The 12,914-nt window shown below is 62.2% G+C and carries 13 protein-coding genes and 1 pseudogene; all 14 read right to left on the reverse strand.

Annotated features, from left to right (window positions below):
* Window positions 1-355: pseudogene (locus tag WA157_RS17995) on the reverse strand (ATP-binding protein); the annotation flags it as partial.
* Window positions 356-368: 13 nt separating this feature from the next.
* Window positions 369-932, reverse strand: coding sequence for a prepilin peptidase (locus WA157_RS18000; RefSeq protein WP_422622277.1), 564 nt, complete (start codon window positions 930-932; stop codon window positions 369-371).
* 58 nt (window positions 933-990) lie between these two features.
* A complete protein-coding gene (locus tag WA157_RS18005) occupies window positions 991-1,170 on the reverse strand; it encodes a Flp family type IVb pilin (RefSeq protein ID WP_422622278.1) in 180 nt (59 codons plus the stop codon).
* Between the two features lie 123 nt (window positions 1,171-1,293).
* Window positions 1,294-1,482 (reverse strand): Flp family type IVb pilin, encoded by a 189-nt coding sequence (locus WA157_RS18010; protein WP_422622279.1) that lies wholly within the window; start codon window positions 1,480-1,482, stop codon window positions 1,294-1,296.
* 10 nt (window positions 1,483-1,492) lie between these two features.
* A complete protein-coding gene (locus WA157_RS18015) occupies window positions 1,493-1,999 on the reverse strand; it encodes a response regulator (RefSeq protein WP_422622280.1) in 507 nt (168 codons plus the stop codon).
* A gap of 92 nt (window positions 2,000-2,091) precedes the next feature.
* Window positions 2,092-2,397, reverse strand: a complete 306-nt coding sequence (locus tag WA157_RS18020; protein WP_422622281.1) for a methyltransferase family protein — start codon at window positions 2,395-2,397, stop codon at window positions 2,092-2,094.
* Window positions 2,398-2,520: 123 nt separating this feature from the next.
* Window positions 2,521-4,968: a hypothetical protein gene (locus WA157_RS18025; RefSeq protein WP_422622282.1), complete on the reverse strand. Its 2,448-nt coding sequence runs from the start codon at window positions 4,966-4,968 to the stop codon at window positions 2,521-2,523.
* 298 nt (window positions 4,969-5,266) lie between these two features.
* A complete protein-coding gene (locus tag WA157_RS18030; RefSeq protein ID WP_422622283.1) occupies window positions 5,267-6,013 on the reverse strand; it encodes a response regulator transcription factor in 747 nt (248 codons plus the stop codon).
* Between the two features lie 198 nt (window positions 6,014-6,211).
* Window positions 6,212-7,888 carry a sensor histidine kinase gene (locus WA157_RS18035; RefSeq protein WP_422622284.1) on the reverse strand — a complete coding sequence of 559 codons (1,677 nt, stop codon included), beginning with the start codon at window positions 7,886-7,888 and terminating at the stop codon, window positions 6,212-6,214.
* 90 nt (window positions 7,889-7,978) lie between these two features.
* Window positions 7,979-8,431 (reverse strand): putative toxin-antitoxin system toxin component, PIN family, encoded by a 453-nt coding sequence (locus tag WA157_RS18040; protein ID WP_422622285.1) that lies wholly within the window; start codon window positions 8,429-8,431, stop codon window positions 7,979-7,981.
* Window positions 8,421-9,725 (reverse strand): THUMP domain-containing class I SAM-dependent RNA methyltransferase, encoded by a 1,305-nt coding sequence (locus tag WA157_RS18045; protein WP_422622286.1) that lies wholly within the window; start codon window positions 9,723-9,725, stop codon window positions 8,421-8,423. Before WA157_RS18045 ends, WA157_RS18040 begins: the two co-directional genes overlap by 11 nt.
* Complete coding sequence (gene rpoN / locus WA157_RS18050; RefSeq protein ID WP_422622287.1) at window positions 9,722-11,314, reverse strand: RNA polymerase factor sigma-54; 1,593 nt, start codon at window positions 11,312-11,314, stop codon at window positions 9,722-9,724. The genes WA157_RS18045 and rpoN overlap by 4 nt, the downstream gene beginning before the upstream one ends.
* Before the next feature lie 13 nt (window positions 11,315-11,327).
* On the reverse strand, window positions 11,328-12,122 hold the full coding sequence (lptB, locus tag WA157_RS18055) for an LPS export ABC transporter ATP-binding protein (RefSeq protein ID WP_422622288.1): 795 nt from the start codon (window positions 12,120-12,122) through the stop codon (window positions 11,328-11,330).
* A complete protein-coding gene (gene lptA, locus WA157_RS18060) occupies window positions 12,122-12,760 on the reverse strand; it encodes a lipopolysaccharide transport periplasmic protein LptA (protein ID WP_422622289.1) in 639 nt (212 codons plus the stop codon). Before lptA ends, lptB begins: the two co-directional genes overlap by 1 nt.
* Between the last annotated feature and the right edge of the window lie 154 nt (window positions 12,761-12,914).

A 12,914-nucleotide genomic window follows, 5' to 3' on the forward strand; every position in this document is an offset into this window, starting at 1 on the left:
GCGCTGCGCCGACGTAGGAACTGCGGGTGAGCCACTCGGCAGCGCGCGCCCGGCCGGCCTGCGTGAGGTCGAATTGAACATCAGCCTCGTGCTGGCCGCGGCGCGTGACTTCCAGCAGCGATTCACGGCGCATGAACAGGCACACCGCTTCGACCACGGTGCCGGCCAGGCACAACTGGGCGCTGAGTTCAGTGAGCCGGGTCAGGCCGAGCTGGAACATGGTCTTGCCGACCAGCTCGACCAGAAAGGTGCTGGACAGGCCGGTTTCTTCCAGCGTCTGCGGCGCGTGCGGCAGCGTGGCCCGGATGTCGTGCAGGGTGCGAGGCTGTGTGGCGGGAAACTGAAGCAGGTTCATGATGCGGCACCGTTCAGGGTGTGGCGAGGGGCCAGAGCAAGGCCGCGCCCGTGCCCAGCGCAATGGCCACCGCGTAGGGCAGGCGTGCTGCTGTGGTTTGCAGCGGCGCCAGGCGTGCGCCCTGGCCGCTGCTGGCGCGCAGCGCCCAGTCGGTCAGCAGGAAACGCACATTGGCCAGCGTCTGCGCTGCCACGCCACGGCCGAGCATGAAGACCAGTGACAGCAGGCCGCCGGCGAGAAGGGTGTAGAGGGTGGCGGTGAGCACGGGCTGGACGCCGATGAAGGCGCCTACCATGGCCATTAGCTTGACATCGCCGGCGCCTGTGGCGCGTAGCAGGTATAGCGGCAGCAGTGACGCCAAGCCGGTCAGCAGGCCGGTGAATGGTGCCCACCAGGCGCGGCCTGCGAGAGGCGCGGAGCCTGCGGCCAGAGCAATTAAGTGAGTGATAAATGCGAGCGTCAGCCCCACGAGTACCAGTGCATTCGGGATGCGGCGCGAATGCAGGTCGGCGACGACGGCGGCCAGCAACAAAACGGTGAGCAGCGCGTGGACCATGATGACGATTGACAGAAGCATGCGGTTGATGATCAGCCAAGCCGGGGATACGACGTTTGCTCGACTTGGCCGGATCCAACTAGACGACGCCTTTCAACCCGTTATCGATAGCCTTGAAGACACCATCGAGGGTTATGCCGACTGCCTGGACGCTCCCAACGATGAAGACCGCAATCAGCGCAGCGATGAGGCCGTACTCGATGGCGGTAACGCCCTCTTCGTCGCGAACAAACTTCTGAATAAATTGAACGACTTGCATGATGAACTCCTTGCGGTGAGAAAAACGACGCTCTGCAGCGCCTGCCTACGATCCGAAAGGGCCGGATCAAAACCCTGCTGGCCTGTTGCTGTAACGCCGGCCGGCAATTCGCGTTTTTCCTGTCTAACCCTGAAGCGCGGCAATCACGGCCGCACTCCAGTTCTCGTAAAGTGTCAAGAGTGAGGTGCCGGTCTTGCCAACCGCACCGATGATCGTCACCGCAATCAACGCCGCCAGCAGGCCATATTCGATGGCCGTGACACCCGACTCGTCAGCGAGACCCTGGGCGAAACTATGTGTGATGGTGTTCATGGTCTTGACTTTAATAATGGCGCAACGCCTGCACATCGGAGGATGGCGTCATCGTCAGGGGGGAGCTTGTCCCGGGCCGACCGGGAGCTTCCTCCCCCTCGCCCCGCGCTGGCAGGCGGCAGATAGCTGCGATGGAGCCAAGCAAGTCGGCGGCCGGCTGGTGTTTCTCGATGAAGGCGCGTGCGCCCAGTCGCGTGGCGCGGGCTCGGGTGAGCGGATCGCCGTGACTGGTGAGCACCAGCACGCCAGCGGTCAGCGCTAGCTGCGGGATGAGCGCCAAACCGTCCTCGCCCGCCAAGTCGACGTCCAGCACCACCACGTCTGGGTGCAGCCTGGCGGCTGCGCTCAAGGCCTCGGCGCCGGTGGCGGCGGTGCTCACGTAACGTAGCGCCATCGGCGCGCATGCAATCAGCCGGGCCAAGCCCTCGCGCACCGCCAACTGGTCATCCACCACGAGCACACCAATGGGCGCGATGAACCTTGCGAATTCGGTGCTGGGAGCGGGTGACGGCGACATACAGGCATGCTAGGTAACTATGGCGTGTTTGGCATGGGAGGAGTGAGCACCGGATGCTGGGAGTTTGCTCCTAGATGCCACCGCGCAGTCGCCTAATACACGAGCGGCAGCAGGCGCCAGCGCACCCGTTTCTGGTAGCGCCGGTAGGCAACATCGGTGGCGATCAGCATGGCCTCCTCGCGCTGGATGCGAATCACCTGCGCAACGTACAGCAAGGCCAGCACCGCAGCATTGCGCCACGAGAAGTTGACGAGCAAGAAGCCGATGTGACCGATCAGGTAGCCGAAGTAGATCGGATGCCGCACGAAGCGATACGGCCCCGCCATCACGAGACCACGTTGGGCGGGGAGCAAGCCGAAGGAGCGGCCGAGCACGATTTTCGCGACAGAACTACGCATTCCAATAGTTGCATCAGTCCGTTGGCGAAAGCAAGGAGCAGTGTCGTTTGTGCGTCCGGGTGAGGCAAGGTGCGATACGTGCCGTGCCATCAAGTCCAAGCCGAATTTGATGGCACAGCAAAACTAATCGGTCACTGAGAAAGACTGTGTTGTGATTACCCCGAGCGGCGTCGTCACTTTCACCGTTAATAGTCCACTTGTGACTTGATTGCTGCACACATAACTCGGGTTGGTAACACCACCCGATGTGGTCCCAGGACCGGTCTGTGTCGCATCGCTCTGAACGGTCAAATAGTAGATCCAGGCTGCGGCGCTCGGCTCATTGGTATTAGGCGCGATAAAGCTGGTGCCACTCAGTATCGTGCCGTTGGAAGTAGTGAACTCAATTTTCGTGCCGGCTGGCAAAATGTTCCCGGACAGGTCACTTGGCAGATTCAGCGGGAGCGTATTTGCTTGGTTGCCAGCAAACACGGTTGGGTTGTTGTCCCTAACCGCAATTCCGAACGTTTTTGCGATGTTGACAAACGGTGTGCCGTTAACGCATTGGCTCAAAGTGGGTGAGGCGTCAAGCGACGTAATCTTCGCCTCGCTGCCGGAAAATATTTGCACGAGCTGAGCCGAGACGTACAAGGTCTGCGCGCTCGGTACCTGCGGATTGCGCAGCACACCGTTGTACTGACCATCGCCGGGCGTGCTGCAAGTACCATTCAAGTTGGGCCCGATGCACGGCTCGCCTGGGCTCCATATGCCGGTCTCGATGTCGTCGCGGAAAATGTCCAGGCTCTTGTCGGTGAAGGTATCACCAGTGTCATACACATTGTTGCCGTTAGCGTCGAAAAGATTCTCCTCACCCACGGCATAGGCCAGAACCGTCACGCGTCCATTTGCTGGCCGTGGATTGCTTGCTCGCAGCAACACAGTGCAGGTTCCCGATCCTGGGCCGACTTTGGAATTGGTGGTCTGGCCGATTGGTGTGGAGCCGGGGGGAAGAAGGTCGGGGGGCGGGGTCAGGAGCGATCCCGTGACACACGAGGCGTCAATGACGCCCCCGCCAGTGGTGAAATTCACAGCCGTGCCATCAGGAGCGGGGTTGCCAAAATGATCGCCCAAAGTAGCCGTGACGAAGCTGCAGGTCTGATCCACGTCCCTTCCCTCGCAATTTCCGGTTTCGGTGGCGAGAGAGAAGTGCTTCTGATCCGGCACGCCGGTTGAAATCACCAGGATATTTGAGAGGGTGGTAATCAGTGGCGAACTGCCATGAATCGTACCGACGACGCGCACCGACGTGGGTATCGTTCCCGCTGAAACCAGTGTCGTCACCGACCCATCGGCAGCGGAGGTGGCGGAGGTCGGATACAGCGTGAGTCCGCCCACCCCGACCCCTTTGCTGCAATCGGTGATCGCGAGGTTACAGTCCGAGAACACAAAGTCGACTAGTTTGCCTGCGGCTAGATTCCCCGTATTGTCATACACCTCAAACTTCAGGGTAGAGAACTCCTGACGTCCGAAGCCCCCCGTTCCCTTGAGCGCAATGTTGGTAGTGGTTGCGGAAATGAATTTAAAGGACCCGGCCGTCGCTGGGAGCACGGTGATTGTCCCCGTCTTGCTCACCATTGCACCACCGGGCGCCACCGACGCGGTGATGATGTCGGCAACACCACAGCCTTTGTCACTGTAGCTTGCGGTCGCAATGCCGCTCTCAGTCAGCACAGGGGAGCCTATCGCAGCCTTACCGGCCGTGACACATGGCGAAACAAAGGATACCGGCAGCGGCGGCGCATAGGGCGATGATCCGCTTAACACCGTGACGCTAACGCTGGCGTTGCCACCCGCAGAAAGCGTTGCAGGATTGATGCTGAGCGCGCTCAAGGTGAGCGTCGGAAACGTGACCGCGTAGCTGGCCGTTCCTACAGTAGCTTTGCCGCTCACCATGGCGTTAGCCGTCACCGTGAATCCGCCAGCTTGCGTGCCCGCTGGCAAGCCCACCCGTGCCACCCCGTTTGCATCCGTCAGCGCGGTCGCTGACGATGGCACGAACGCCCCCGTTTTATCGGTTGTGGTGAAAGTGACTGCAACATCCGGTACGGCGTTTCCCCTGTCGTTTTTCAATGCCGCTTGCAGCGTTCCCGGGCGCTCAGGAGACACGGATGTGATAACCGCGCCTGAAGAGTCGATCAACGAAATCGTCAGCGGACTAAGCGTAAGGCTCGGCGACGTGACCGCATAGTCGACTGTGCCGGTAACAGCCACACCCCCAAGGGTGGTCACACTGGTCGCCCTGAACGCGCCGGCCTGCGTGCCCGCTGGCAAGCCTACGCGTGCCACCCCGTTTGCATCGGTCAACGCGGTCCCTGACGATGGCACGAATGCGCCTGTTTTGTCGCTGGTGGTGAAGGTGACGGCGACGTTCGGTACTGCGGCCCCCTTGCTGTCTTTCACCGACGCTTGCAGCGTTCCCCGCTGGTCAGGAGAAACCGATGTGATGGCCGCACCGGACGAGTCGACCAACGAAAGATTAAGCGATGCGAGGCCAGTCGGAGTGTTTGAGAGACAGAGGTCAGGATTTAGCATGGTCGCCCTGCAGACGACAGGGCTGTCACTCCCCCCTCCCCCGCATCCAACCAAGGCTGCTGACAGTAGAACCGCCAAGATTGCCATTATTTTTCGCATGAGATTCCCCCTAAGATTTCAGACCCGGCGCCGTGTGTAAAGCCAGCCATTGGGTCAAGCAGGGTCCGATCTTGCTGCTTTGCATGGCCAACTGATGGCCCGATACTACGAATTGGGGAAACGCAGTGCCAGTGAGAATGCGCGACGCCCCCTAGGCGATTTGTCCCTGCCCCGGCGGGAGCTTTATCACGCCATCAGCTCAGGCACCACACGGTCTGCCCGTGGCCGCACCAAGCCCGTGCATGGTGGAAAAAACATGCAACTCCAGCCGCCCGCGCACGCCGAGTTTGTCGTAGATGGTGGTCAGGTGGTTTCGCAGGGTGTGTTCGCTCATTTTGAGTTCGTCGGCCACCGCGAGCTGCTTGGCGCCGGCGCAGTGCACCATGGTGACCACGATTTCCCGTTCGCGGGCCGTCAGGCTGGCAATGCGTTGCGCATTGAGGTCGGTCTGGCGCGGCACTGCCGCGGGGCTGTCGTCAGTCAGCAGGCCGAACAGTTCACCGAGCAGCGCGCGGTGCAGCCAGACTTCGCCGTTGTTGACCTTCTCGATGGCGCGCAGAATGGTTTCTGCCGCCTCTGACTTGTGGATCACGCCGCGCGCGCCCTTCACCATGGCGGCGCGGTGCTGGGCAGGGTCATCGCTGGCGGTCAGCACGAGCACCCGCCCAGGGCAACGCTGGCGCAGGTCGGCGAGCGAGGCGGCCGCGTCTTCACCGCCTAGATCAAGGTCGAGCAGGATGACGTCTGCGATGGCGGCGGCGTCATGGTTCAGCAGTTCGGTGCGGGAACTGGCGGTTCCGACCACCTCCATGCGTGGGTTCGAGGCCTCGATCAGCCGACGCAGGCCCCAAAGCGTGATTTGATGGTCGTCGACCAGGAACACCCTGATCGGCCTTGACGGGGCGTCGATCACAGCACGTGGTGCATCCACAAAGCTCATTTCCATTTTGTTATTCCTCCTGAAACCACCGTCAAATGAGTGCGATCTCCGCAAGTACTTGCGCACTCATGAAATTGACTTCATAGGCAATGATTAAATGTGTAACTTCGAGTTACAAATTGATAAAAATCAGTTGCGGAGATGAATAGGGCAGCTTGGCTCAAGAAATGGTCGCCAAGCGTTGTTTTGAGGGTCTTTGTTCAGCTAGAGGGGAATCTGTATCACGAGCTCGGTGTTGGGCCCGTCCGGGCGACCAATGTGCAGGGTGCCATTCAGTTCCGCGACGCGTTCGCTGAGCGAGGCCGGGCGGAAGTCGTCCGCCGGGTGCCCGCGCAGGCTGCCCGCATCGTCACGGACCACGAGTTTGATCATTGACGCCTGGACGGACAGTGTGATCCAGATATGGCGCGCTGCAGTGTGTTTGCGGATGTTGTTGAGCACCTCGTTGACCAGATGGAACAGCGAACTGGCCATGACGCGGGTGGTGGGCAGCTTGTCCGGGCACTCGAGCACGATGTCGATACCGAACAGCACCGAAAAGCGGCGCACCTGCCGCCGCACGGCGGGCACAAGGGCGTTGTCCCCTTGGTCGTTGCCGGTACGCAGGCCCGAAATCAGTTCGCGCAGCGCGGCCACTTCGCCGTTCACCAAGTCGGCCAGTGAGTCGACCTCGGCTCGGGCCGGGTTGTCGCGCGGAATGCGCAGGGCAACGGACTCAACCGCGTACTTCAGCCCGAGGTAAGGCTGGATGGCACTGTCGTGCAGGTCGCGGCCAATGCGCGCCCGCTCGTGGCCGGCACTTTCCTCCTGCAACTGGTCAACCAGCGCGGCCTGCTCGACCACGCGCAGCAGCTCGGGGACCACGTCGGCCAGCGCCGATACGTCATAGACGGCACCGCGTTGGCTGCTGTAGCCCACCACGATGTGGCCGTGCTGGTGCGCATAACGGGTCAGCGACAGCGCGTGCAGACAGCGCACGTCCAATGTCAGGGCCAGCTCCGCGAGCGGGGTCGAGAGGTCGACGGGCAAGGGCAGGTCGGCGTACAGCCGCGTGCTGGGTCGCGGGTCCCACCAGGGGCGCCGGACGTAGCTCACGGTGCAGGCCGGCATCTGCGCCAGCAAGGCTTCCAGGCGCGCGTGGACCTCCGCGTTCGCGCGAAAACTGCCATCTTCGCGGCTGGCGATCATCGCCGGGGCGCCCTGGCTACTGGGCAACACGAGCGCGACGACGTTGGCCTGGGTGGCGCCACGCAGGCGTTCCACCAGCTCGGCGCAAATCGGATGGAGGCCATGGCGCGGGTCCAGTTGGGCTTCGAGCTGGCTGAGCAGCGTCGACCAGCGAAACCGTATGCCCATCGGCCGCGCGATCAGGGCGGCCGATGGGGCCAAGGCCAGCATGATCATGATCTGTATGTGTCGGTGCCATCCGAGGCTGGGGCTGTTCATGAGGTCACTGCCGTTGTAGGCTATCAAGCCCGACGTCGCCAGCAGCGAGAGTAACAAGCCTTGCGTGATGCCGTACCCAATGCTGGCCAGCACCACGGGTTGCACCAACGTGATGAGCATCAGCAGGGCGCCAGCGCTCCAAAGCTTCATGAGCATCAATGACCATGCGACATCGATCCAGTACGACCAAAGCGCTGATCGGAGCCCACGCCCGCTGGCTTCGACCCAGAGCAGCCACGCAGACCACAAGCCGTACGCCAACAAGACCGCAAGTACCCTGGCGTCGATACTGTTTTCGGTTGAGAAGAACAGCACGGTACACAGCAGCGCGGTGATGACCCGCATGCCAGCCGAAAAGCGGCGTATCTCCACAGAAAGCCCGGCGCCGGACGTCGGCCCCGTTGTGAGTTTCTGGGTCGAAGGAGAAGGGTTCATGGTGGCTAATGTAGTCCAGGCTACTGCGTTGTCACGCCCTTTGAGCGGATAGAGCGCACAAGGGTCGGCAGTCGGCTGGCGGGGACCGCCTCAGACTACAAAAACAGTAGCAGTATGCGCCCGTACATCAAGGGCCAGCAGCCGTTTTGCCATACAAAGCACGGCGCGGTCCTTGCTCAGCAGCATGGCCTTGTTGGCGACGGCCAGGTCGATGAACTTCTGGTCATCGGGGTCGCGGCAGGTGACGCTGGCTTTGGGGGCGGCGTCGAGCCACTGCGCCTGGCCATCGAACTGCGCCAGCACGTCTGCGGCGCTGAGTTGGTAGAGCGCCAGCCGCACGACGATCTTCGGGTAAGCCAGCACCCGCGCCAACTCGTCGCGCATCGCTTTGGTGGCAATCCACTGGATTTTGCGGGAGGCCAGCGCGAGCTTGAGGGGCTGCGTGGCCGGGTCATTGAAGACGAAGGCATCCAGCACGATGTTGGTGTCGAGGACGATCCCGCGCACTGCGTGCGCGTCCGGGAAAAAGGGGTCAGAGCACACGTCCGCTGCGCTCCCGGTGATCCGACCCCATTTTCCCGGCCACCATGTCAAAGCGGAACAGGCGGCATTCGATCGGGCCATTCCACATCGGCACGCGGCGCGATTCTTTCAGGCGCATTTTGCCCGGCAGTTTCAGGTCGGGCGTGAGTATCCAGGCGCTCCAGCCGGGGTAGTTTTTCTTCCAGTGGCTGGCCAGCTGGCTGAAGAATTCGCCGCCCTCCTGCGTCTGCGGCAACTCGCGGGCACCAAAACGACCCACTTCGACCTCTTCATCCTCAAACTGACTGCCCGCGCGGCGCGCCCCTTTGGCCACACCGGCGACCTCGATGCGCTCGCCATAGGGCGGGTTGAGCAGCATCACACCAGGAATATCGATCGGCGGCAGGCGCTGCAGGGCGTCGCCACCGCGAAACTCGATCACGTCGGCAACGCCCGCGCGCTGCGCGTTGCGCTGGGCAAAGTCGACCATGCGGTGCGCCACGTCACTGCCAAAAATTATAGGTTTTTGGCCTGGAGCCCGCGTCACTTCTGACTCTTTAGCTTCTTTTTTAATAGCATCCCAAACGGGGCGCTGAAACGGCAAATACTTCTCGAAGGCAAAACGGCGCAAGGAGCCGGCGGCAATATTGCAGGCGATCTGGGCCGCTTCAATCACAATCGTGCCGCTGCCGCAGCAGGGGTCGTAGAGCGGCAGCAGATCCTCGTCGCCGTCCGCCCAGCCACTGGCGGCCAGCATGGCGGCGGCCAGGGTTTCTTTCAAGGGCGCGTCGCCCTTGTCTTCGCGCCAACCGCGCTTGAACAGCGGCTCGCCCGAGGTGTCGATGTAGAGCGAGCAGCTGTCGGTGGTCAGGTGCGTGTAGATGCGCACATCGGGCCACTGGGTGTTGACGTCCGGGCGCACGCCGCCCGCCGTGACGCGGAAACGGTCGCACACCGCGTCCTTGATCTTGAGCGCGGCAAAGTTGAGGCTGGTCAGCGGGCTGTGCTGCGCCGTCACTTCCACCTTGATGCTTTCGCGCGGGGTGAACCAGCGCTCCCAGGCCACCTCACTGGCGGCGCGGTACAAATCCTGTTCGTTGCGGTACTCGGTGAACGACAGCAGCACCAGCACACGCTGCGCCAGCCGGCTGTAGAGGTTGAGCAGCATCGCATGCGCGAAGGACGTGCGCACGGCCACGCCGCCGCGCTGCTTGGTCACGCAGCCCGGCGGCAAGCCGGTGATGCGCAGGACCTCGGGGGCCAGGTAGTCTTCCACGCCAGCGGCGCAGGGCAAGAAGAGTTGCAGTTGGTTCACAAGGCTTTTCTCAAGGATGCGGGGGCGATGCGCAGCCCCTCGCGGTATTTGGCCACGGTGCGGCGGGCGCATTCGATGCCCTGCTCTTTGAGCATCTCGGACAACTGGTGGTCACTGAGCGGCTTGGCCGGGCTCTCGGCGCTGATAAATTGTTTGATCAGGGCCCGCACCGCCGTGCTCGACGCATTGCCACCCGACTCGGTGCCCAGGCCGGAGCCAAAGAAATACTTGAGCTCGAAGGTGCCAAACGGGGTCGCCATGTATTTGGCGGTGGTCACGCGGCTGATGGTGGACTCGTGCAGACCGAGCTCTTCGGCAATCTCACGCAGCACCAGCGGGCGCATGGCGAGTTCGCCGTGCATGAAAAAACTCTTTTGCCGCTCGACGATGGCCGAGCTGACGCGCAGGATGGTGTCGAAGCGCTGCTGGATGTTCTTGATGAACCAGCGTGCCTCCTGCAGGCGCTGCTGCAGGGCGGCGTAGCTGGACGCATCGCTACCGCCGCCCTTGTGCTGTTTGAGGGCATTGGCGTAGATGTCGTGCACGCGCAGGCGCGGCATCACATCGGTGTTCAGGCGCACCTGAAATTTGGCCTGCGTGCCCTGGCCCACCTGAATCACCAGCACATCGGGCACCACGATGTTGCGCTCCACATTCACGAAGCGGCGCCCCGGCTTGGGCTCCAGACGGGCAATCAGCGCAATGGCTTCGCGCACGGCAGCGTCCGTCGCGTCGCACAGCAGCATCAGGCGCTTGACGTCGCGTCGGGCCAGCAGCTCCATGGGTTGGGCACAAATACGCAGCGCCACCTGCACGGCGGCGGCGCGGGCCGGCTCTGCGAGCGCCAGCGGCAGCAAGGCGCGCAGTTGCAGAGTCAGGCATTCGGCCAGATCTCGCGCACCCACACCCACCGGCTCCAGGCTCTGCAGCAGCCCAAAAGCGACCGTGAAATGATGGACCAGTTGCTCCACCTGCACCTCATCGCCGCCGGCGAGCCCCTCGGCGAGCGAGGTCAGCGTGTCTTCCAGATAACCATCGTCATTGAGCGACTCGATCAGAAACTGCAAGGCGGCGCGATCCTCGGCACTCAGGCGCAAGGCCAGCGCCTGCGCGTGCAGGTGGCTTTGCAGCGACACCTGGGTGCGCGCCAGCTCGGTCACATCGGCGTCGTCATCGCCGTTGAGGTTGTTGCTGCGGGCTTTGGCGTCACCGCCCCACTCGCTGTCGTCGGGCGCCATGGAGGCGCTGCCGTCACCCTCCCAACTTTGCGCATCGTCCGCCGAGAGCGGCGAAACATTTGAATCATTTTCGGCTGTAGCCCTCGTCTCTATTGGGTAGTCAGCTACCGAACTTGTAGCGTATTCGGCGTCGAGGTCGTCGCCCCGGACCGGTGTGTCAGCCTGCGCCAGACCAAATTCCTCACGCGGCGACTCGTCTGCCGTCAACTCCAGGAATGGGTTGTCATCGAGCATCTGGTCCACCTCCGCGCTGAGCTCCAGCGTGGAGAGTTGCAGCAAGCGGATCGACTGCTGCAACTGTGGCGTCAGCGCCAGATGCTGCGAAACCCGAAGGGAAAGGCCTTGTTTCATGGGGGCAACATGTTCACATTTTGAAGTGCTCGCCGAGATAGACCCGGCGCACTTCAGCATCGTTGACGATCTCGGCCGGGGTGCCCTGGGCCAGCACGCTGCCATCGCTGATGATGTAGGCGTGGTCGCAAATACCCAGCGTTTCGCGCACGTTGTGGTCGGTGATCAACACCCCGATGCCGCGGTTTTTGAGGAAGCTGATGATGCGCTGGATCTCGATCACGGCAATCGGGTCGATCCCGGCAAACGGCTCATCGAGCAGAATGAAACGCGGCTGCGTGGCCAGTGCGCGCGCAATCTCGACCCGCCGGCGTTCACCGCCGGACAGGGCCAGCGCCGGGGTTTCCCGCAGGTGCTCCACGCGCAGGTCCTGCAACAAGGCGGTCAGTCGTTTTTCAATTTCGTCCTTGCGCAGCGGCTGGCCGGCTTCGTCATGCTGCAGCTCCAAAACCGCCCGCACGTTGTCTTCCGCGTTGAGCTTGCGAAAGATGGACGCCTCTTGCGGCAGGTAGCTCAAGCCCAGCCGGGCACGCTTGTGAATCGGCATGCGCTCAACCGAGTGACCATCGATCTTGATGTCACCGGCGCTGGCATGCACCAAGCCGACAATCATGTAGAAGGATGTCGTTTTGCCGGCGCCGTTGGGCCCCAGCAAACCGACCACCTCGCCCTTGCAGACCACCAGCGACACGTCTTTGACCACCTGGCGACTGCCGTAGAACTTCTGCAGGTGGCTGACTTCGAGTCGACTCTCACACTGGGCGCCATCGGCGCGTAACGGGACCGGACGGACAAGCTTGTCTGGCATCACTTTTTATCCCCGCCCAGCGTCGTGGTGGCGCGCAGCGTATCGGCGCTCGCTGAAGCTGCATTGGCGGGTGCCGTTGCTGCCGCTGCTGCGGCGACATTGGGTTTGGGCGTCAGCATGGCACGCACCCGGCCGCCTGTCGCGCTCGGCGAGCCTTGGGCCACACCGCCATCAATGGTGAACACGTCGGTGCGGTTGTTGTAAACGATCACGCCGCCGCTCATCTCGTCGCTCAGCGTCGCGCCCACGTAGCGGCGCAACTGCGCCTGCTTGTTGAATTTCACGGTGTCGACGCGGCTGTCGTATTCGATGCTTTCGCCCTGGCCCTCAATAAACTCATCGAGCCCTTGGCGCTTCTGGCGAAAAAACGCGAGTTTGCCGGGCTCGGCCGTGACCAGGCCGTATTGGTAACCCTCGGGGTCCTGACGTACTTCAATACGGGCGCCCCGGATCAGAATCGAGCCTTTGGTCAACACGACACGGCCGGTAAACACGCTGGTTTTCTTGGCGTCGTCATAACGCAAGGCATCGGCTTCCACATTCATGGGCTTGTCGCGGTCGGCTTGTTCAGCTCGAACCAGGCTTACGCCCGGCGCCAGGGCCGCCAGCAAAAGCACAGTGGAAAGTGATAGTTTCATAAAGGCATGAATCTTGCGTTAAGTTCTCGTCTTTTCATTGTAACGATCAGAAGCCGTTCTTGCCTCATGCCGCGCATTGAGAGAGGAAAAACAAAGCACGCAGAACCGGCACATGCCTCATGCACAGGCACCGGGCGCCCTGATCGCATGGATC

Source organism: Rhodoferax ferrireducens, assembly GCF_049302455.1.
GTDB lineage: Bacteria > Pseudomonadota > Gammaproteobacteria > Burkholderiales > Burkholderiaceae_C > Rhodoferax > Rhodoferax ferrireducens_B.